This is a genomic window from Halalkalibacter wakoensis JCM 9140 (assembly GCF_000513095.1).
Classification (GTDB): domain Bacteria; phylum Bacillota; class Bacilli; order Bacillales; family Bacillaceae_D; genus Halalkalibacter; species Halalkalibacter wakoensis.
In genome coordinates this window covers 30,224-51,263 of sequence record NZ_BAUT01000024.1, presented here as the reverse complement: position 1 = coordinate 51,263, position 21,040 = coordinate 30,224, and the positions used below count along the sequence as shown (strand labels likewise).

Annotated in this window: 22 protein-coding genes, 10 tRNA genes and 2 pseudogenes; 2 read left to right on the top strand and 32 right to left on the bottom strand. The window is 39.7% G+C overall.

Annotated elements, in window-relative coordinates:
* Positions 1-57: 57 nt before the first annotated feature.
* From JCM9140_RS11150 to JCM9140_RS11100, 11 genes are all read right to left on the bottom strand, one after another.
* Positions 58-134: transfer RNA gene (locus tag JCM9140_RS11150), tRNA-Ile, on the bottom strand.
* A 42-nt stretch (positions 135-176) separates the two neighbouring features.
* Positions 177-250, bottom strand: a tRNA-Gly gene (locus JCM9140_RS11145).
* Positions 251-278: 28 nt separating this feature from the next.
* Positions 279-355: transfer RNA gene (locus JCM9140_RS11140), tRNA-Pro, on the bottom strand.
* Between the two features lie 34 nt (positions 356-389).
* Positions 390-476: transfer RNA gene (locus tag JCM9140_RS11135), tRNA-Leu, on the bottom strand.
* Between the two features lie 34 nt (positions 477-510).
* Positions 511-592, bottom strand: a tRNA-Leu gene (locus JCM9140_RS11130).
* Positions 593-601: 9 nt separating this feature from the next.
* Positions 602-678, bottom strand: a tRNA-Asp gene (locus JCM9140_RS11125).
* A gap of 7 nt (positions 679-685) precedes the next feature.
* A tRNA-Val gene (locus JCM9140_RS11120) sits at positions 686-761 on the bottom strand.
* Positions 762-782: 21 nt separating this feature from the next.
* Positions 783-857 (bottom strand) — tRNA-Glu (locus JCM9140_RS11115).
* 12 nt (positions 858-869) lie between these two features.
* Positions 870-960: transfer RNA gene (locus tag JCM9140_RS11110), tRNA-Ser, on the bottom strand.
* A 1-nt stretch (position 961) separates the two neighbouring features.
* A tRNA-Asn gene (locus tag JCM9140_RS11105) sits at positions 962-1,036 on the bottom strand.
* A gap of 124 nt (positions 1,037-1,160) precedes the next feature.
* On the bottom strand, positions 1,161-1,610 hold the full coding sequence (locus JCM9140_RS11100) for a SprT family protein (protein ID WP_034746141.1): 450 nt from the start codon (positions 1,608-1,610) through the stop codon (positions 1,161-1,163).
* A gap of 105 nt (positions 1,611-1,715) precedes the next feature.
* Between JCM9140_RS11100 and cmpA the strand changes: the two genes are divergently transcribed.
* Positions 1,716-1,838, top strand: a complete 123-nt coding sequence (gene cmpA, locus JCM9140_RS23710) for a cortex morphogenetic protein CmpA (protein ID WP_156314850.1) — start codon at positions 1,716-1,718, stop codon at positions 1,836-1,838.
* 54 nt (positions 1,839-1,892) lie between these two features.
* Here cmpA and JCM9140_RS11095 read toward each other — a convergent pair whose 3' ends face one another.
* The 14 genes and pseudogenes from JCM9140_RS11095 to acpS all read right to left on the bottom strand — a co-directional run bounded on the left by JCM9140_RS11095 (position 1,893) and on the right by acpS (position 13,031).
* Positions 1,893-4,076: a Tex family protein gene (locus JCM9140_RS11095; RefSeq protein ID WP_034746124.1), complete on the bottom strand. Its 2,184-nt coding sequence runs from the start codon at positions 4,074-4,076 to the stop codon at positions 1,893-1,895.
* Between the two features lie 157 nt (positions 4,077-4,233).
* Positions 4,234-4,833 carry a SpoIIE family protein phosphatase gene (locus tag JCM9140_RS11090; RefSeq protein ID WP_052002205.1) on the bottom strand — a complete coding sequence of 200 codons (600 nt, stop codon included), beginning with the start codon at positions 4,831-4,833 and terminating at the stop codon, positions 4,234-4,236.
* Positions 4,833-5,621: an RNA polymerase sigma factor SigB gene (gene sigB / locus JCM9140_RS11085; protein WP_034746121.1), complete on the bottom strand. Its 789-nt coding sequence runs from the start codon at positions 5,619-5,621 to the stop codon at positions 4,833-4,835. The genes JCM9140_RS11090 and sigB overlap by 1 nt, the downstream gene beginning before the upstream one ends.
* A complete protein-coding gene (gene rsbW / locus JCM9140_RS11080; protein ID WP_034746118.1) occupies positions 5,581-6,069 on the bottom strand; it encodes an anti-sigma B factor RsbW in 489 nt (162 codons plus the stop codon). Before rsbW ends, sigB begins: the two co-directional genes overlap by 41 nt.
* On the bottom strand, positions 6,066-6,389 hold the full coding sequence (locus tag JCM9140_RS11075; RefSeq protein WP_034746114.1) for an STAS domain-containing protein: 324 nt from the start codon (positions 6,387-6,389) through the stop codon (positions 6,066-6,068). Before JCM9140_RS11075 ends, rsbW begins: the two co-directional genes overlap by 4 nt.
* A 58-nt stretch (positions 6,390-6,447) precedes the next feature.
* On the bottom strand, positions 6,448-7,461 hold the full coding sequence (locus tag JCM9140_RS11070; RefSeq protein WP_034746110.1) for a PP2C family protein-serine/threonine phosphatase: 1,014 nt from the start codon (positions 7,459-7,461) through the stop codon (positions 6,448-6,450).
* 40 nt (positions 7,462-7,501) lie between these two features.
* The gene (locus JCM9140_RS11065) at positions 7,502-7,915 is read right to left on the bottom strand and encodes an anti-sigma regulatory factor (protein WP_034746107.1); all 414 of its coding nucleotides are present in this window, start codon (positions 7,913-7,915) and stop codon (positions 7,502-7,504) included.
* Between the two features lie 2 nt (positions 7,916-7,917).
* Positions 7,918-8,274: an STAS domain-containing protein gene (locus JCM9140_RS11060; protein ID WP_034746104.1), complete on the bottom strand. Its 357-nt coding sequence runs from the start codon at positions 8,272-8,274 to the stop codon at positions 7,918-7,920.
* Between the two features lie 17 nt (positions 8,275-8,291).
* A complete protein-coding gene (gene rsbRA / locus JCM9140_RS11055; protein ID WP_034746101.1) occupies positions 8,292-9,110 on the bottom strand; it encodes an RsbT co-antagonist protein RsbRA in 819 nt (272 codons plus the stop codon).
* Positions 9,111-9,362: 252 nt separating this feature from the next.
* Positions 9,363-9,713, bottom strand: coding sequence for a type II toxin-antitoxin system PemK/MazF family toxin (locus JCM9140_RS11050; protein ID WP_034631315.1), 351 nt, complete (start codon positions 9,711-9,713; stop codon positions 9,363-9,365).
* 3 nt (positions 9,714-9,716) lie between these two features.
* Positions 9,717-10,001, bottom strand: a complete 285-nt coding sequence (locus JCM9140_RS11045) for a CopG family ribbon-helix-helix protein (protein ID WP_034631317.1) — start codon at positions 9,999-10,001, stop codon at positions 9,717-9,719.
* Positions 10,002-10,188: 187 nt separating this feature from the next.
* Positions 10,189-11,322, bottom strand: coding sequence for an alanine racemase (gene alr, locus JCM9140_RS11040; RefSeq protein WP_173585933.1), 1,134 nt, complete (start codon positions 11,320-11,322; stop codon positions 10,189-10,191).
* Between the two features lie 116 nt (positions 11,323-11,438).
* On the bottom strand, positions 11,439-12,449 hold the full coding sequence (locus JCM9140_RS11035) for a LolA family protein (RefSeq protein WP_034746097.1): 1,011 nt from the start codon (positions 12,447-12,449) through the stop codon (positions 11,439-11,441).
* A gap of 220 nt (positions 12,450-12,669) precedes the next feature.
* Positions 12,670-13,031, bottom strand: a pseudogene (gene acpS, locus JCM9140_RS11030) (holo-ACP synthase).
* A 167-nt stretch (positions 13,032-13,198) separates the two neighbouring features.
* Here acpS and JCM9140_RS11025 point away from each other — a divergent pair.
* A complete protein-coding gene (locus tag JCM9140_RS11025; protein WP_034746094.1) occupies positions 13,199-13,948 on the top strand; it encodes a rhomboid family intramembrane serine protease in 750 nt (249 codons plus the stop codon).
* A gap of 849 nt (positions 13,949-14,797) precedes the next feature.
* Here the strand turns inward: JCM9140_RS11025 and JCM9140_RS11020 are convergent.
* The 7 genes and pseudogenes from JCM9140_RS11020 to JCM9140_RS10995 form a co-directional block, all read right to left on the bottom strand.
* Positions 14,798-15,685, bottom strand: coding sequence for a metal ABC transporter solute-binding protein, Zn/Mn family (locus JCM9140_RS11020; protein WP_034746091.1), 888 nt, complete (start codon positions 15,683-15,685; stop codon positions 14,798-14,800).
* A gap of 118 nt (positions 15,686-15,803) precedes the next feature.
* Positions 15,804-16,346 (bottom strand): hypothetical protein, encoded by a 543-nt coding sequence (locus JCM9140_RS11015; RefSeq protein WP_034746088.1) that lies wholly within the window; start codon positions 16,344-16,346, stop codon positions 15,804-15,806.
* A gap of 16 nt (positions 16,347-16,362) precedes the next feature.
* A complete protein-coding gene (locus JCM9140_RS11010; protein ID WP_034746086.1) occupies positions 16,363-16,683 on the bottom strand; it encodes a DUF2325 domain-containing protein in 321 nt (106 codons plus the stop codon).
* A 136-nt stretch (positions 16,684-16,819) separates the two neighbouring features.
* Positions 16,820-18,406, bottom strand: coding sequence for an ABC transporter permease (locus JCM9140_RS11005; RefSeq protein ID WP_156314849.1), 1,587 nt, complete (start codon positions 18,404-18,406; stop codon positions 16,820-16,822).
* Positions 18,346-18,504 (bottom strand): hypothetical protein, encoded by a 159-nt coding sequence (locus tag JCM9140_RS23705; protein WP_162232193.1) that lies wholly within the window; start codon positions 18,502-18,504, stop codon positions 18,346-18,348. Before JCM9140_RS23705 ends, JCM9140_RS11005 begins: the two co-directional genes overlap by 61 nt.
* Before the next feature lie 35 nt (positions 18,505-18,539).
* On the bottom strand, positions 18,540-19,673 hold the full coding sequence (locus tag JCM9140_RS11000) for an extracellular solute-binding protein (protein WP_034746130.1): 1,134 nt from the start codon (positions 19,671-19,673) through the stop codon (positions 18,540-18,542).
* A 220-nt stretch (positions 19,674-19,893) separates the two neighbouring features.
* A pseudogene (locus JCM9140_RS10995) lies at positions 19,894-20,951 on the bottom strand (ABC transporter ATP-binding protein).
* Positions 20,952-21,040: the final 89 nt, after the last annotated feature.

Sequence of the window (21,040 nt, the reverse complement as noted above, 5' to 3'; positions counted from 1 at the left end):
TTGTAGCTACTTAACCTATATTACTTAGGTTATCTTTTAATAGTCAAGAACTTTTTTTGGTGGGCCTGAGTGGACTCGAACCACCGACCTCACGCTTATCAGGCGTGCACTCTAACCAGCTGAGCTACAGGCCCTAAAAAAGGCATAAAAAAAGCACCTAAATCTAAACATTAAATTGGAGCGGGTGATGAGAATCGAACTCACGACATCAGCTTGGAAGGCTGAGGTTTTACCACTAAACTACACCCGCATAAAATAATTCACTAATCAAAAAGAAATGGTCGGGAAGACAGGATTTGAACCTGCGACCCCCTGGTCCCAAACCAGGTGCTCTACCAAGCTGAGCCACTTCCCGCAAAAACTATAAAAACCAAAAACTACTATATTAATGGTGCGGTTGAGAGGACTCGAACCTCCACGGGGTTATCCCCCACTAGGCCCTCAACCTAGCGCGTCTGCCATTCCGCCACAACCGCGTTCACACCAAACATATTCATAACAGTTATACAGTGCGGGTGAAGGGAGTCGAACCCCCACGTCATAAGACACTAGATCCTAAGTCTAGCGCGTCTGCCAATTCCGCCACACCCGCAAAGGTGAATGGCGGTCCGGACGGGACTCGAACCCGCGACCTCCTGCGTGACAGGCAGGCATTCTAACCAACTGAACTACCGGACCAAAAATATGGTGGAGGATGACGGGATCGAACCGCCGACCCCCTGCTTGTAAGGCAGGTGCTCTCCCAGCTGAGCTAATCCTCCGAATTTCTAAAATAAACTAAATGGTGACCCGTACGGGATTCGAACCCGTGTTACCGCCGTGAAAGGGCGGTGTCTTAACCACTTGACCAACGGGCCACTTAAAATATGTGGCGGAGAAGGAGGGATTTGAACCCTCGCGCCGCGTAAACGACCTACACCCTTAGCAGGGGCGCCCCTTCAGCCACTTGGGTACTTCTCCATGGCTCCACAGGTAGGACTCGAACCTACGACCGATCGGTTAACAGCCGATAGCTCTACCACTGAGCTACTGTGGAATATCTTGCGACTTTAGATATTTTAATCTATTACCTAAAGCGTGTCAACCTTTTTTAAAACATCTTTCGCTCAGGCGACTTCTATAATATAGCACAGGACTAGATTAGTTTGCAATACTCTTTTTTATATTTTTTTAAGTTTCCCTTTGCATTTCCCACAGACAAATTTTTTAACGTCTAACTTTCTTTTTCTTTTATAAACTAGACTGCATTTTGTACAAGCATACTGATGGATAACGGATGATTGATTCAGCGTTCCAGGAACGATATCACAAAACCGCGGTGCTCCAACTCGTTCCATTAAATCTTTAAAATCTTGGTCACGATGTTGGTACCCTTTCCCTTGTAAATGCAAATGATAATGACAAAGTTCATGTTTAATGATTCCTACAAGTGCTTCCTCTCCAAAATAAACAAGCTGTTTCGGATTAATCTCAATATTGTGGCTCCTCAACAAATAACGTCCTCCGGTTGTTCTAAGTCTATTATTAAACATGGCTTTGTGCTTGAATTCCCACCCAAACTCCCTCAATGAAATCCGCTCTACCAAGCTTTGTAATTGACCACTTGTCATTTCATTTTGAATTTTATCCATTAATCTTCACCAATCCCTCAACTTTGACAAACCCTCTTACATATAATAATCCAAATAGAGTAAGTTGTTAAGGAGCTGATTCTTATGCCTACTTGGCTAAGACAACAGTTAAAACGAGCGTATTTAGAAAAGGACCGCTATCAAATCAAAGTGCTGAACCAATGTTGGTTTTATTACAAAGAAAAAGAATCAGAGGTTAATTATTAATTTTTGAAATAAAAAATGCCAAAAGGTATCATTACCCTTTTGGCACCTTTTTCATTAGGATACGTGTTGAACCTCTGGTTGCTTCATCGTTAAAGAAACTCTGCCTTTTTGTACATCGACTTGTTCGACCCAAACCGTTACGATCTGACCAACCGCAACAACTTCAAGTGGATGCTTAATAAAACGATTAGTTATTTTTGAAATATGGACAAGTCCATCTTGTTTCACACCGATATCTACAAAAGCTCCGAAGTCGACGACATTCCGAACCGTCCCTTGTAGCTCCATACCGACTTGTAAATCTTCCATTTTTAAAACATCTTGCTTTAATAAAGGTTTCGCCACTTCATCACGAGGATCTCTTGACGGTCGAATCAAACTATCAACAATATCCTTTAATGTTGGAACACCGATTTCTAATTCTGCGGCTAACTGCTCCACATTAATCGCTTGTAATTGTTCCCTCACTTTTTCCGTTCCTATTTCTTGAACTGTCGCATCAATATGTTTTAACAACCTTTCAACTTCTTTATAACTCTCCGGGTGGATGGCAGTTGAATCAAGTGGTTGATCTCCGTCTTGAATTCTCAAAAATCCAATGGCTTGTTCATACGTTTTTGCCCCAAGTCGAGGGATCTTCTTCAATTGTTTTCGATTTGTGAAACGACCTTCCTCATCGCGTTTTTTGACAACATTGGTCGCTACAGCTTTAGATAAGCCGGCAACATATTGCAATAAAGACACAGATGCTGTGTTCACATTCACTCCAACTTGGTTAACGACTGTTTCGACAACAAAGGTTAATGACTCGTTTAGCCTTTTTTGTGACACATCATGCTGATATTGACCAACCCCGACAGACTTAGGATCAATTTTCACTAGTTCAGCTAACGGGTCTTGCAACCTACGAGCAATAGATGCTGCACTGCGTTCCTCCACTTGCAAATCAGGAAATTCCTCTCTCCCTAGTTCAGAGGCAGAGTACACACTCGCTCCAGCTTCATTCACAATTAGATAGTATACAGGCTTCGTTAGTTCTTTCATAACATCTGCAATAAATTGCTCTGTTTCACGAGAAGCCGTCCCATTTCCGATTGCTACCATCTCTACATCATATTTTTCAATAAATTGCTTCACCACAGCTTTTGCCTTCTCCGTTTCATTACGAGGAGGAGTAGGGTAAATAACTGAAATATCAAGAACCTTTCCAGTCTCATCGACCACCGCTAGCTTACAGCCTGTACGGTAAGCAGGATCCACCCCTAAAACGACCTTGTCCTTCATTGGAGGTTGCAACAACAAATGACGAAGGTTTTCAGCAAAAATATGGATTGCTTGCTCTTCGGCTTTTTCCGTCAATTCGTTACGTATGTCTCTTTCTATGGAAGGTTCAATTAATCGCTTATACCCATCTTCAATAGCCTCTTCCACAATAGTAGCTGTAGGCGAATTGGGGTAGCGCACGAGCTTCCTTTTTGTTTCTTTTAAAATACGGTCCACTGGAAATACCAATGAAACTCGAAGGATTCCCTCTTTCTCACCACGATTCATCGCTAATATACGGTGAGGTACGATTGATTTTATCGCCTCTTCATACTCATAATACATCTCAAAAACTTGTTTTTCATCCGCTTCTTCATCTTTTGAAGCTGTCTTCATTTTTCCATCTTTAAAGCCTATTAGTCGGATCGCTTTTCTAATTTCAGCATCGTCCGATACAGACTCTGCAATAATATCTTTCGCACCAGCAAGAACATCTTCAACTTTCGTTAGTTCATGTTCATCCGAAAAGTACTTTGTTGCTTCCTCTTCTACAGACCCTGTTTTCGGCAACGATTGCAACCATAAAGCTAAAGGCTCAAGCCCTTTTTCTTTTGCAACAGTTGCTCTCGTTCTTCTTTTTTGTTTATACGGACGGTATAGATCCTCTATTTCTTGCAACTTTTTAGCTGAGTTGATTTTTGTAGCAAGTTCATCCGTCAACTTCCCTTGCTCATTAATTAAACGAATGACTTCCTCTTGACGGTTCGCTAACTGATTTGAATATTCCCATCTTTCAACGATCGTTCGAATTTGAACTTCATCAAGTCCACCTGTCATCTCTTTACGATAACGAGCAATAAAAGGAACCGTATTTCCTTCAGCCACTAACGTAATTAATTGTTCTATGTATGATGTTTTCACGTTAAGCTCTTTTGCTATTTGTAACACTGTTTCTTTTTGCTTTGCCTCGTTCATTCGAACACCTCACCAATTAGAATCTAGTTTTTATGATAGCATACATTTCTTCATTCATTCTAGAAGCTATAGCCCATCTACACATAAAGAGGCTCCGCTTAATTTTTTCTTTGACAGTTAAAGCCAAGAATTAAATTAACGAGAGCCTCATTTAAACTCAATATAGCTTTCCAAAAAGAATTGTCACATCGTCCGCTGCAAACCAATCATTTTCAAGAACTTGATCCGATCCATTCTCACCAATTGCCAAATCTTTTACCATTTGCTTAGATGGTTTCTTCTTCACTCCATCAGAATAAAGCATAAAGACACTGTCCTTCAAATACGGGAAAGAGTTTTGTGCAAATGTTTGCTTTTTACCAGATAAATAACCTCTTGCAGGCACAGGTTGTATCGTTTTTCCATCAGGTAAATACATCACAAATCCGATGTTCCCAACATTGCAATAATCCACTAATTGTTCTTTTAAATCAAATTTCACAACAGTTAAAACAACACCACGTTTTTGACCTAACGCATCGTTACACAATCCAACCATTTGTGAAACAGCAAGGTGGTGGTGCGATTGAATAACATTTAAAGCGGCAATAGCCGATTGAAACGCACCTTCCCCGCTACCTAATCCATCAATAACGGCGCAAACAACATAGTCAGAACTCTCAATGAATACATGTGTATCTCCACTGCACGAATTCCCATGCTTCGCTCGCTCATAAGCTGTCACTTTAATTTTTTCATTCGCATATGTGGATATCATTAAAAAATCTCCGAAGGTTCAACTTGAATTGATTCCCTCAATTTTTGTAAGGCCCTTCGCTGTAATCTCGAAACATGCATTTGAGACATTCCTAATTTTTCTCCTGTCTCTTTTTGACTACAGTTATCAAAATACGTGCAAATCAAAATTTGCTTTTCACGATCATCTAGCACATGAAATGCCTCTTCAAGTAATAACTTTTGATTCGCTTCCTCATAGCCAGCGTCAACATCTCCAACTAAGTCTAATAATGTGACTTCCCCGCCCTCCTGATCAGCCTCAATTGACCGGTCAACTGAAAGAGCTTGGTAACTTTTGCTCATTTCCATCGTCTCTAACACTTCTTCTTCAGAGACACCTAAGTATTCAGCTAGTTCATGAACCAATGGTGACCGTTGAAATTCAACGGTTAGTTTTTCTACTGCATTTTTTATCTTTGGCCCTAACTCTTTAATTCGTCTAGGAACATGGACACTCCACGTTTTGTCACGAATAAATCGTTTTATTTCTCCGACTATTGTCGGGATCGCAAAAGATTCAAAGCTTTTTCCAAATTCAACATCATATCGTTTTAAGGCAGCTAGAAGCCCAACCATTCCTACTTGGAACATATCCTCATCATAATCGCGCCCTTTCGAAAACTTACGGGCTAATGAGCGTACGAGTGCCTCATAATGTTTTACAAGTTTCAATTGCGATTCATCGTCATCAAATTGTTGATAATGCTGAATCCATTCATACACTTGCTCATTGTTCTGGTTGTGTAGTTTGCCCGAGTCCACTGACATTCTGTTCCACCCCATCTCCATGAAGGAACTTCGTCATTACCAGTACAATACCTGATTCATCATTGATCTCCACCTTGTCCATCAGCGTACTAATTAAGAACAAACCAAGACCACCTTCTTTTAAATCCCCTACCGGCCGATTAGCATCAACCGGCCCAAGATGTTCCTTTACTTTTGAAACATCAAAACTTTGACCATTATCAGCCACAATAATTTCCATTCTATCTTCATACAACAAATAAGAAATACTCATCGAACCGCTGTCCTCATATGCATGGGTTACGACGTTGGTACATGCTTCTGCAACTGCAATCTTCATATCTTCAATTTCGTCGTAAGTAAAACCAGCCCGATTGGCAATTCCAGAAACAGTCAAACGGATTACTCCCACATATTCCGGCTTAGCAGGTACGCTCATTACAATGTGGTCCGCTTCATTTTGATTCATTTTGAACCTTCCCCCTCTTCAATCGTCATCACTTCATCTAAGCCTGTAATCGTAAAAAGACGCTGTACTCTTGGAGACATTCCAACCAATGTTAAACGTCCGTCATGTACATCTGTTGCTTTTAATACCCCAATAAAAACGCCTAGGCCTGTACTATCAATATAATCAACACCAGAAAGGTCAATCCTAACATTAGTCCCTTCCTCAGCGAATGGAATCAATTCTTCACGCAATTTTGGAGCTGTATAGGCATCAATTTCCCCAGATAAATAGACAACGACAAGTTCTGCTTTTTCCTCATAACGAATAGATAAATTCATGTTTTTTAGCCTCCTTTACGAATATTCATATATGTTCTATACCACAAAGCAATAGACGTTAAACCTTTCGTCTAATAATCATTAATGTAAAATCGTCTTTTAAAAGAAACTCCTGAGCCTTTGCTAGCTCATAATAAACGTTGTCGACAATCTCTTGAGCTGATAAGTGCATTGAGTCTTTTATTAGGCTTGTGATTTCAGACCGCTCAATAAATCGATCACCAATCCGACTTTCCGTAACACCATCAGACAGAAAAACAATCATATCACCAACCTCGATTTTCCTGTGATATTCTCTAAAGGTTGGCTTCCGAGAAACTCCTAAAGCAATTCCCTTAGCAAATAATTCCTCAAACCGATCTCGATCCGCTCGATAGAGAAAGCCCGGTTCATGTCCAGCACCCGCAAAATGAAAATCGTGAGTACGTGGATCATAGGAACCGTACATCATCGTCACAAACATGTCATCACCAATATTTTGCTCGACTACCCGATTTAAATTTTCCAAGAGGGCAGCTGGTTGTAAACGTTGTTCCGGTAAACTGTCCATTGCATACTTAATCATGGACATACAAAGTGCTGCCGGGACACCTTTCCCAATAATATCAGCAATGGCTACACCTACACATTGATGATCATCGGTAATATAGTGATAGTAATCTCCACTCATCTGAGCTGCCGGAACACTAATAACACCAATATCAAGACAGTCAACGTCTGGTTTTTCTTTCGGAAGAAGAGTTTGTTGCATATTAGCAGCAACCTTAATTTCTGACTCTAATTCACGTTGGCGATCACGCAAACTTTGATGTTCACGGTATGCAAGTCCATACCCCATCATAATCTCAAGTAACAAATCCAATGAATCAATCACATCATTTGAAACTGAAGGGAACAGCGACTCTAGTACTTCACGATGAACACTAACTAATTCTTCGGGAGCTATTTGCTGTTCAAGTAAGACTTTGCTAAATTGTTGGGCTTCGTACAAGCCTTGCTCATTTTTTTGTTGCAAAAAAGTCGTCAATATTTGCTTATAAGTATCTTCTAAACTTTGAACACTTTGTTTCACAAAAGCCCCTCCTTATTTTTCATAAAAGAGACTCTCATCCCTATCTAAGCCACTTTGTCGCTTTAACCGTTGTACCTTTGCCAACTTCAGAGTCGATTCCAAACTCATCCATTAACCGTTTCACTCCTGGTAAACCTGCCCCCATACCCCCAGAAGTCGTAAATCCGTCAACCATAACCTGACGTAGATCAGGTATCCCAGGACCTTGATCGCGAGCAATAATTTGGATTCCTTTTTTCTTCCCTAGCTTCGAAGATTTTTCTACAATTTCCAAACAAACTTGTCCTCTGTTTGCATACAGATAAATGTTTCTTGATAATTCAGAAATAGCAGTCGTAATCCGAGCTTGATCAACACTGCCAAAACCTACTTCTTTCGCTAAAGAACGACCGGCTTGTCTAGCTGCAACAATTCCCCATTCATTCTTTACTTCAACACAGGATTGGGTTTCCATCCTTACCCCTCCAATTCTTGTTGCAACTTCGTAAGACCTTGCTCTAAGTCTAACGCTGTTTGAACATCATCGAGTGTAATACCCATATCAATCAGTGTAATGGCTACCGCTGGTTGAATTCCTGTTAGTACGACTTTCGCCCCCATCAAACTTGACATGTCCACTACATCTCCAAGAACTTTCGCTATAAAGGAGTCAATCATGTCAACGGACGTTAAATCAATGACAACACCAAGTGAGCCCTCTACATGAATCTTGTTTAATAGGTCTTCTTGAAACTGCAAAGCCGTTTGATCATCTAACTCTACCTGGATACTAATTAATAAATATTGGTGTAATTTTAAAATAGGAATTCTCATTTTCACTTTCCCCCAACTTACAAATCAATCATTTTTTTGTTCGTTACCTCTAGAGCTGTTTCAATCCCTTTTTGCAACGTACTTTTTGTTGGAAACTTGCTTAAATCAATCCCTAAATTCACAATCGTTTGCGCAATTTCAGGACGTATCCCCACTAATATACACGATGCCCCAACAAGCCGTACCGCTTCAGAGGCTTGAATAATATGATGAGCTACCATCGTATCGACAACTGGAACACCTGTTATATCAATTAAGACAACTTGACTGCGATGTTCAATTACACCCTCTAACAAGTTTTCCATGATTAACTTTGCCCTAGCTGTATCAATTGTCCCTATTAACGGCATAACGGTTACGCCTTCAAATACCGGTATCAACGGTGCAGATAACTCAAGCAATGATAGTTTTTGCATTTCTATAATATCTTCCCAATTGCCGGTATAATCATGAACTAACTGGTTTATTACCCCATCGATCCATTCTTCAAGGTCACCAAACGTTGAGATTAGAACTTGTACATCTGTCTCATTTCTCATCAAAAAAGCAAGCAACACTCGGCGGAAGGCCTGAAGTCCTTGTGTAAAGTAAGACAAGGGCCAGCCAGCCTGTATATATTTTTCGGCAAATGAACTTAGTTGCCCCTGCGCTTCTTGTTGTTCCATCGTAACTTGAGTCATAATAAAATCCATAAATTCTTTATTCATATTTTCATAGACATTGTCGTTAATGGCCGAGAGGAAGTTGTTTGACTTTACAACCTCTAACTCCTTTTCCCAATGTTTTAATACAGCATCCTTTTGATTTGTAAGCAAAGAAACAATATATGGTTGCATACAAAAGCCTCCTGTCCTATTATCATACTCTTATTATTTCACGACAAAAAACGAGTTGCAAAGATAAATCATTAGAAACTTTTACATATTCCCTCAAATTTAGTTAGCTAGCTTCCAATAGCTTGTAGATTAGGCTCGGTAAAGTGACGCGTTTTTGTTCCATTACGGTACAGTGTACAGTGGCTGGAGCCCAACCGCGCAACATCCTTACAAAAAGACAAAAAGAGCCTCGTACATATACGAGGCTCTTTGTTAAAAATCAATAAGTCCTAAACTAATAAACAATGCATCATTTACACGATTCATCATGTCGTCATCTAAATGTGTAATCTTATCAGTAAGTCTTTGTTTGTCAATTGTACGTACTTGTTCCAATAAAATGACAGAATCACGATCAAAACCATAGCGTTTTGCATTAATTTCAACATGAGTCGGTAGTTTCGCCTTTTGGATTTGCGCTGTAATCGCAGCTACGATCACTGTAGGGCTGAAACGATTGCCAATATCATTTTGTATGACGAGTACAGGACGAACTCCCCCTTGCTCTGAACCAACAACAGGTGAAAGATCCGCAAAGTATACGTCGCCTCGTTTTACAATCAAGGGCTACACCCCACTCACTAAGCGATCGAGGGTATTCTCTGCTTCCTCCTCGGCAAGAAAAGATTCTGACGCAATGTTTAGGTTAATTTTCGCCATTTCCATGTAACCTTGTTGCATCGTCTCACGAATTTGACGTTTCTTACGTTCGCGAAGATACATCTTTGTAGCTTGAGAAATAAATTCACTACGATTGACGTTTTCCTTTTTGATCACACCGTCCACCTCGTTCAACAAATGTTGTGGCAAATTGATTACAATGCGCTTTGTGTTTTGCTCTGACACAAACATCCACCCCCAGCATCCACCATAAACCTTTTTATTCTTACTTTTTAGAACCAGTCTAAACAGACATTTCCTAATTTATATCCAAAATTAATCATAGCATTAGCCCAAACAAAATGCAAAGACCGATTAGTCTTTTTTTTGTTTTAGGTCATGAAATGATGAAAACCCTATTGTTATAAAGAAATTTCATTTAAGAAAGGTAAACCCTCGGAACTCTCGGGCCAATTACACAAGGTATTTCATAATTAATAGTTCCCAACCTTGCAGCAACTTCATCCATTGTTATTGTATCATTTCCATCTTTCCCAATCAATGTTACGACCGTGCCTGTTTCTACTTCTTTTCTTAATTTAATCATACATTGATCCATACAGATACGTCCAACAAAAGGAGCTCTTTCTCCATTAATCAATACTTCCCCTCCGGAAGTACTATGATACCTAAGCCATCCGTCTGCATACCCAATCGGAATCGTTCCAATCCATTCGCTCTCTTTTGTTTGGTACGTTGCTCCGTAGCTGATGGACTCTCCAGGCGGTAGCTCTTTCACTTGAACAAGTCGACTTTTTAGTGAAAAGGCTGGTTTTAGCGTGACAGGAAGCTCACGAGTAATTTCAGGGGAAGGAGTTAACCCATACATGGAAATACCTAGTCTAAACAGCGTAAACATTTTTTCAGGATAACGCATACCAGCAGCACTGTTGCCATTATGAATGAGCGGGATATGAATCCCCCACTCTTCTAACCAAGCGAGCATTTCCGTAAATCGGTTATGCTGTTTTTCTACATACGAACGATCTAACTCGTCAGCTGTGGCAAAATGCGTGTAAGCCCCTATAACATTAAATGAATCGTGATGTTCTATCAGTTGAAAAACTTTTTTGGCCTCATCTTTTGTTCGAATTCCAATCCGTCCCATTCCTGTATCAAATTTTACATGGATTTGAATTTCTTCATTCTGAGCAAGATGTTCCTTGGCTTGTTCTAACCACTCACTTTGAAAAACGGTGACCATGATGTTATAGCGCGCAGCCACTCCTGCATTTTCAGGTCTGATACGTCCTAACACAAGAATAGGAGCTGAAATTCCAGCTTCTCTTAAAGCAAGTGCTTCATCAAGGATTGCAACAGCTAAATACGTGGCCCCTGACTTTAAAGCTGTTTTTGCTACTTCAAAAGCTCCATGTCCATAACCATTCGCTTTTACGACGGCCATGATGTCGACATTTTTTCCTTCGTACAATTGACTAATTGATGATACATTATGAGCAATCGCCTTCAGATCAATTTCTGCCCATGTATCGCGATAAAACACATGACTCATCGCTCTTTCCTCCAATATCCCACAGAACCATTGTCTTTTTTTGCCTTTATCTTACCATAAAGACATCAGCAAAAGAAAAGGCTCAGCTAATTAGCCGAGCCTTAGGGTAATCCTACTTATTTTTCTTCTGTTCCATATACAGAGCTTGCAATGGACATCATTTCTTCTTCGCTTAAGTTTTCAGATGCAAGGAAGAAGTCAACACCATTGTAAGACCATTGCAATGATTCACTCGTCATCACACCAATTGTAAAACCAAGGTCAACAGGCTCACCTTGACTAACATTCATAGGTGTAGAGGCTGGAACTACTTGACTTTGCTCTTGAATCAACGTGAATGGTTGTTCGCCATTATAGATAAGAACGACGCGTTCACCTGTGTCAGACTCAATGTTCTGAGAGGAACCAAATTGAGTGCCATCTGGCGTATACATTGGATAGTAAACAGTCATAGGCTCTGACATTTCAGCCATTGCAGGCTCTTCTGTCATTTGAGCACCCGTCATATTACGCTCCATATCAAAATCGCCTTCATTAAAGCTTGCATTCCATTCAAAACTTGTGAAATCAAGCTGAACAAGAACCTCTAAGTCAGCATTCATAATCTTCACCTGAGCTGGTGATAGATCTTTTTTATTTAACTTAATTTCTTGCGTATTTAAGTTTTTGTTTTGGTAGTTTGTATTCGTTTGGAATACATAATAATCCTCATCGGCATGGAACGATCTTTCTGGGTCCATTAAAATGTCTTGAATTAAAGATTCATAAAGATAGACTTGACTGCTGTTTGTTGGCCAGTCACTCTGAAAACGGAAACTTTTGTTTAAAGCGGGTGTCAACACGAAAACCCCATCATCATTGCGTAAGATAATTTGGCTTTGATCTTTATTTTGATTTTCTAAAGCTACACGATAGTAGCTTTTCTTTTGATGCCAAACATCCACTTCATATGTTTGTTGATCCTTCCCTGTTTCTAAAGTCATTGTAGACTTTGCTTTGTACCCAGTCATTTCCTCTAGCTTCTCGTCCAAATCTGTCATAATGTCTTCTTGTGTTTTTTCGCCGCATCCTACTAGTATTATAGATAGTAGTAACCCTAGTGTAGCGAACCAAATTGCTTTTTTCATGCTTTCACCCCTTTGTCTCATTTGAAAGAAGAGAGCGAATGCATTCAAGAGTTGGCTTACTTCATGATGTGTGCTCTTATTTCTGACTCGCAAATACGACTGGGATATTTAACGAGTTTTAGAGAACTAAGAACTTCTTGTGGAAATTAGACCCGACTTGAATGTTTACCTCTTCTATTCGCACTACAACTATATGAGACAACCTTGAGCAATATGCAGACTAGCTTGACGAGCTTTCAATAATTACTTGCGCTACCACGTACAACTTGCTATGTGAAATAGATAAAAGAATTCGCTCTTGAAGGTTGGTACTACTAAGGTTGGCTTCCCACTCTTTTCTTTCACAATCTCGATATCATGCCAACTAAATTTTTTTGAAATTCCTGTTCCTACAGCTTTTACAAATGCTTCTTTTGCAGCAAACCTACCAGCAAGAAATTCAATTTTGCGCCAGTGAGAGAAAGAGTCAAACGTTTCTTTCTCTCGTTCAGTCAAAATTTTATCAGCAAACCTCGGCTGACGGATTAATACTTTCTCAATTCGTTCTAGCTCTACAATATCAATGCCAATTCCAACAATCATAACAACCCGCCTATCTATTTGATCATGACTTTTTCTTTCTTACATATTATAGAATAAGTTGGATGAAATCGAGTTCTATTACATTTACAAGTTTATAATGTATGGTCTTTTCATTTAAGGATTGCTGCTATTCCTGTTATAATAACTACTACAAAGGAGGACGTACGATGTTTATCCGAAATGAAAGCTTTTATTCTTTTAGACGCAACTATCCTGTCATTACTGTTCTTGTAGCGATTCATCTTATTCTCTTTATTTGGATGAACTTCCTCCCCTTCGGAAACTGGATTCGAGCTTTTGGAATTGGTTATAACCTTGCTGTTGCAAACGGAGAGTATTGGAGACTGGTAACTCCTATTTTCATGCATATAGGGGCTGGACATGTAATCTTTAATTCCTTTTCATTAGTCATCTTTGGGCCTGCTCTTGAACGAATGTTGGGGAAGGGTAAATTTATAGTCGTTTATTTGCTTACTGGTATTATCGCAAACATTGCCACGTTTTATCTCGGTGGCTTAACATATCCTCCGCACTTAGGAGCATCTGGTGCGATTTTTGGCTTACTTGGTATGTATGTTTATATCGTCCTAAATCGCAAGGATCTAATTGATCGAGCTAACTCACAACTTGTGATGACCATTATTGCAATTGGGTTAGTGATGACCTTTGTTAATCCAAATATTAATATACTAGCTCACCTTTTTGGGTTAATTGCAGGAGCAGCACTTGCTCCATTGTTCCTAATAGGAGCGAGACCTTTTTACGCGGCCCAGCGTGTTTATTCTGATCACACTGAACCGGTCTTTGATCCAAACAGGTGGCAAAAAAAGCAACGTAACTCGAAATGGATCAAGCAAGCTCTTTGGATTGGTTTTGGGATTCTTGTTCTATTTGGTCTTCTGGGCCAACTGTTATAATCCTATTTCTCAACAAAAAGAAAGTGCCTCAAACCTAGTAGTCGCTTTCTTTTTGTTTGAGGCCACTAAAAAAGTGTCTAACTGCCGCAGGGAAATGACACTCCGCTTTCCGCGGGTGCCCGGTGAGCCTCCTCGGCTGTCGCCTGCGGGGTCTCACACATGGGTCACTGCTCCCGCAGGAGTCTACGTGTCATTCCCCTGCTAGGGTTAGTTTTGTTACTCCTACTTATCTATTACTTGTTACTCTTGCTCTTCTACGATTTCTTCTAACACAAATTTTTCTCTTTAACGGATGGATTTGAGCGATCTTTGGTTCAACATCAGAGATCACTAGGTGGAAATACCGCCAAGAATAAACGGCAGTACGATTGATTATGATCTAACTAGAAATACAAACAGGTGATGACAAGTCTCGTGCTTTTTCCTATGAAACCACGAGTAAATTACCGATCTGTTCTTTAATTCATCGGCAACGTTTTTAGACTTTGTTTTCTGTTGGAATTTCTATAGTTCCTCTAAAGAAGCGGACGGGATGGGGGGTCGACTCCTGCAGGAGGAAAGGGCAGGGTTGAAATCCACCGGCGCAGCCGGTTAGTTCAACGCCCGCCTGCGGAAAGCGTGCCCCCCATCCCGGGAGCGAGGGTAAAGCTCCCTATCAAGTCCAAAATAAACGAGCACTTTTTCATTGGCTTCTGTCATTCTCCTGCTAGGGTCCTTTTTTATCTATTAAGTGTATTTATTTCTTATAAAAAACCACTCGAATGAAGACATGTAAAAAATCCGAACGACTCGATTCTTTAAAGATAAAGAATACGGAGTCATTCGGATTTTTATTTACTTAAACCTATATTATTTTAACCCTTCAACAAATGTTGTAACATTATGCTCCATCATTTTAATATACGTTTCTGCTCCGCTGCCATCGAGGCCTACGGCGTCGGTGTATACTTCTCCTGCTATGTCAACTCCGGCATCATTTGCAACAGTTTCCATATAGCGCTTATCTACCGTTGTTTCCACAAATACAGCTGGAATGTTCTCATCTTGTATGATATCAACAAGTCTTGAAATTTGACCTGGCGTTCCTTCTTCATGGGAATTTAACTCCCACACACCATACGTGTTAAAACCATACTGTTCGCCAAAATATTGAAAAGCATTTTCACTAACTGCAATAGAAGGATTTTCTAGCACTTCAACCTCAGATTGAATCCATAAGTGAAGCTCTTCTAATTCATTGATATATGCAGCTGCATTGGCTTCGTACTCCTCTGCACCTTCTAGATCACGCTCGATTAAATCATCGCGAATGTTTTCAACATACGTAATCACATTCATAACATCCAACCAAGCATGAGGATCTTCTCCTTCTTCACCAGCAATAGGAAGTGGAGTGATGCCATCTGAAACAGTCACAATGGATACGTCGCCCGTATTCTCTACCAGACGCTCTAACCATTCTTCAAGCCCGAATCCATTCACGTAAAACACATCAGCGTCACTCACTTTTTGAAAATCACTCGGAACGGTCTCATATTCATGTGGTTCCTCACCAATTGGAACTAAGTAATCCACCTCCGCTCGGTCACCCGCCACTTCTCCAGCTAAATCGGCAATGATCGAAAAACTTGTCACTACCTTTAATTGCTCATTGGAACGTTCTTCTTCTCCGCCGCAAGCAACTACAACAAAAGCTGTCAGTAAAGCTGTAAAAAATAAAGCCAGTTTCTTCTTCATATTTTTCTTCCTCCCTGCATTTGATACCTTACCAAAGATATGCATCAGGGCAACTTTTTGTTCCTTGCAGAAAGGAAAAACTGAATTTAATTTTTATATATCAACGTAATACCCATCTTTAGGTTAAGAAGCGAACGTATCTTTTGGCATTCATCAAATCAATCACTTCAATTTGACTTGGGATCTCTTTGTTATTCCCAACAAAATAATCTGTAGCCACTTCACAGTATGTTTCAAGCAATTGCTCATCAACCTCTAGTAACACCTTTTCCATTATAAGTTCATCTCCAGCGTTAACATTGTTACTTAGAGTCATTGTATCCATTGATCCTTTGTCTTCCTTGCTCATTAAAAAACCCATTAAATGATCAATGATGACAGCTGAAACTGTAAAGAATTGCTGAAGAGAATCAAAAAGCTGTCTGTCTAATCGAATCCAGTACTCGCCTATCAACTTTAATATACAACCGTGCGTCCGATCTATAGAAGGAATACTTAAACATTCACGAACAATATTGTTTACGGTTTTTTGTACCGCTTGTTTCCAATTGTATTCGACTGAAACATTATGTAGTTCGTAGTCGTAATAATCATACGGACATGTTAAAAATTCTTCATTTATATTTACATCTGTTATTAGGCTTCGATTTGTCATATTCATGTAACATCACCTATTCTCATTTCCGTACTTGACATGCTTTTTCCATTTCACAGCCGTATTCACATTTACCTATTGCTTGGTAGATTGAACACCAAGAGCGCTTTGCATAACAAATCGGGATGTCTTGTTCTGTTGCTTTCTTTTTTAGAACACCCGTTAAATTATGATTAATAAAGTCTGTTAACACGAGCACGAGGTCAATATGTGAAGGAATTTCTTTTTTGACCATTTGAACCTTCCGACCGGTAACATGAATAATTTCATTAAACCCCATCTCTTCTAACTTTTTAGGTATAGAACCTAAATGATCAGCTCCCACAATAAGTAAAGCAGACATAACAAACACCTCTTCCATATGAGAATTATTATCATTATAATAATTGAAATTGATTCTCATTGTCAATACTTTGTTGTAAATATGTACCATGTTTTTCAAATAAAAAAAAACACACCAACATAATACGTTGGTGTGTCTAATATTTCTTCAGCAAATACCGTAACGGAAGGATAGATACGAGAATAATTAAAAGTGCAGCCGGCGCCGCCATATGATAAATGGCTTCGGTTGCTTCTACATATACCCGAACAGCCAATGTATCGAAACCAGGAGGCCTTAACATAAGTGTAGCTGGAAGTTCTTTAATGGAGCTTACAAAGACAAGAGCCCCTCCAGCCATGACTCCAGGTAAAATCGACGGCAGAATAACTTTGAACATCACTTTCCATGGCGGATAGCCTAAGCTTCGTGCAGCTTCATCAATTCTAGGTGAAACAAGGCTTAATGAAGCCTCTCCAGCTTGCATCGCTTGTGGAAGGAAGCGGACGACGAATGCTAAAGCAATCATATAAAAGGTGTTATACAAAGCTGGAATATGATTATTAAAGATAAAAATCATCCCTAAACCAACAATGACACCAGGAAGTGCGTACCCAGCATAACTTAATTTATCTATCCCACTCGAGATAAAGGAAGGATAACGTGACTTTAAATAGATAATCGGCATAGCTAGTATCATACATAAAAGAGCGGCAAATCCTGACACCTTAATACTATTCCAAGCAAAACCAAAGAATCTCTCATCTAAAGCTCCCATACCAATCCCAATAATAGACCAGTAAACAAGAACAACAATTGGTAGAACAATGGATAACAAGAAGACTAGTCCAACATAGATGATCGCCAGCGGCTTCCATTTGGCTAATGGTAAAATATCAGGTTCTCTAAATGTATTGGTTGTTTGATAGTATTTATTCTTTCTCCTCGTTCTTGCCTCTATCCATAAAATTAAAATAGTTAGCAAAATAAGGACTAAACTCAGTACGGAAGCTGAAGCGGTGTCAAAACTAGCTCTTTGGAAATAGATTGCTGCTGTAAAGGTTACATACCGCATCATCGCAATTGCACCAAAATCTGATAATACATAAAGAGAAATTAAAATGGCTCCAGCCCCAATAGCAGGACGTAAAAATGGTAAGTTTACTTTCCAAAAAATCTTAGCCGTACTCATTCCTTGCGAGCGAGCGACTTCTTCAAAATTCCGATTCATTTTCCGAAGCGAAGCACTTGCAATTAAGAAGACATAAGGATATGTAAACATCGTTAAAACAAAGAACACGCCCCAGAAAGAGTAGATGTTTATTGGATAATCACCAAACGTATTCACAAGCCAAGGAGTGTCTCTCCAAAGATTACGCGCCCAACCACTTGGTCCAAAAATAATAATATACGTTACTGCCCCGACATAAGGAGGAATGACCAATGGTAAAGCTAGTACCCATTGCCACATTTTCCTTCCTGGAATGTCTGTTCTTACGACAATCCATGCTAAAGAGACACCAATGGCAACCGCACAAACGGTAACGGCCGCTGTCAATGAAAACGTATTCCATAAAAGCTGTGGAATTCTCCCATCTAATAAACGCATCCACCGATCTACACCAGCAAAAAGAGAGCGCCACATAACGTAGATGATCGGAATCGACATAACCAGTGCAACAGCTAAACCAAATAATAAAAGCACAAGTCCTGGCGGGTTTCCTTTCCAAATGGAAAACCACATTTTGCGGATAAAATGGAGAAGGGTTGGGGTAGATTCATCCCAACCTTGGCACTCGGATCACTATTCAATTGTTTGTTTTTCTCTTGATTGTTGTCCATGTTGCCCTCTCCTAAAAGATCGTAGCATATATTAATTATCTAAGGTCTAAGTCTAAACCAGAATCTTCAATAAGTGCTTTTGTATCTTCAAAATAATTTCCAAGTTCTTTAAGTGGCATGTCCTGAACTTTTAAATCTGCGAACTCAATAATATGCGGTTCTACTTCCGGTGGATATTGAGCCCCATATTCAGAGTTAATAAGTAACTCTAAAGACTCTCCTACGAATGCAACTTGGTTTTCCGGTAACAATACCCACTCAAGGAACGCATGAGCATTAGCTTCGTTTGGTGCGCCCGCAACAAGACCTACTCCAGCTGCATTAGCGATTACACCCATTTGATCTTCCTCTTGATCTAGGTAGATGAATCCTACATTGTTATCGGTCGGCTCTAACAACTGTTGGTGGAAATAATAGTTGTTTACAAGTCCAAATGAATGCTCTCCAGCGCCTACAGCTCTACGAATGTCACCATGACCTTCAAAAATTCCTGCTGCATTGTCTTTAATTGCGGCAATCCATTCAGCTGTTTTCTCATCGCCCCACTCATAACGTAAAGCAGATACGTTTCCAATCATTCCGCCATTACCACCACGAGTAATCGCATAGCCATTTTCAACTTCTGCCCATTTTGCATCAAAAAGATCTTCAATGCTCTTTGGCATTTCTTCTTCTGTAATCATATCTTTATTATAAATAAATCCGCGAGATCTTGCTGAAATTGCAAAATATGCATTATCATCCGCACGGAACTCTGCCGGAATCGTATCAATGCCTTCTGGATTCGAACCTTCTAGTAATTCTTCACCGTGCAAGTAACCTAGCGCTCCAATATCATTTGAAATAAAAATATCAGCTTGTACATTTCCAGATTCCTCTTGAATTTGAAGGGGATCTGCTCCGTGAAGAGCTAACACTTCAATTCCAGTTTCTTCTGAAAATTTATCAAGTAAAGGTTGCACAAAGTTTTCGTTACGTGCTGAGTATACTACAAGTTGACCATCTAGTTCCACTACTTCGTCACTAATTTCTTCAGCAGATTCTTCCGTTGTTTCTTCTGGTTCCTCTACTGGTGTTTCTGCTGCCTCATCTGTTCCGCCGCAAGCAGCCATAACAAATAGTGCCATTGCCATTAATCCAAATAAAAATACTTTTAATGCTTTGTTCATCTCTTCTCCCCCAATGTATATGTATTTTTTCGCTTCAATGATATTCATTATCACCTCAGCTCACAATTTGTAGTATAGTGCAAATGATAATCATTGTCAACGATAAAGTGAGATTTATTTTCAATTATAAAAACGGCTATACACTTTTCATCACTTTCTTTATTACTTCCATAGAAAAAGAGCTTGTAAAAGGCTAACCTTTTCAAAGCTCCTTCATTTTTTATGCTTCAACAAGTGCGACAAGCTCTGCTTTTATATCAAACGAAACAATTGAACCAATCTCTATTTCTTGTTCAATCGGAGCATAAACGACCATCGGTTGCGACGTTTCATGATGCTCTCCGAGTCGGACTTCTACTTCCTGATACTCGCCACTGTATGTCACCCGCTCTACTCGACCTGAGTAACGGCCATTTTCAGCTAGGTGGCACCCTTCAGGACGTATCGAAACACGTACATCCTCTAACAACTTTTCACTTTGAGTAGGCAAAGACACCTTACCAATGTAAGTATCAACATGTTTTAAATCTGCACAAAGTGTACCCTCAAGTAAATTTGTTTTTCCTACAAATTGGGCAACAAAACAGTTTTTGGGGCAACGATACATTTCTCTTGGCGAGGCAATTTGTTGAATGATTCCTTCATTCATTACAACAACTCGATCTGAAACCGCAAATGCATCCTTTTGATCGTGTGTAACAATAATAGCCGTCGTATTAGCTTTACGCAAAATAACAGTTACATCATGGCGCATTCGTTCACGCAGCCCCGCGTCCAAGTTACTGAACGGTTCATCCATCAATACAACATGCGGTCTCGGTGCTAAGCTCTCGCCAAGGCAACACGTTGTTGCTGTCCGCCTGATAACTCATTAGGATATCGTTTCCCATACTCAGCTAACCCAACTAATTCTAAAACTTCTTTTGCTCTATCTTTTTTGTCACGGTTGCTCCATTTCGTCAAACCAAACGTTACATTTTTCTCAATGGTTAAATGAGGAAATAATGCATAGTCTTGAAACACCATACCAATTCCTCTTTTTTCAGGAGGGAGGTATGTTCTATTACTAAAAACTTCATTACTATCTATAATAATCGAACCATTTGTCGGTTGTTCAAACCCAGCGATCATTCGAAGAGTCGTTGTTTTCCCACATCCACTCGGACCTAGGAGTGTAATAATTTCGCCTTTTTCAATTTCTAAATCAATTTTATCGACAGCTGGTGTATCTGTTTTTGAATACAGTTTTGTCAGCTGTTTGAGTTGAATAAAGCTCATATGTATCCTCCCTACTTTTTCGTCCAACTTGAGAATGAAAATCAATTTAATTTAAGTTTATCATATTATTTTTGAAAGCGTCAACGTCA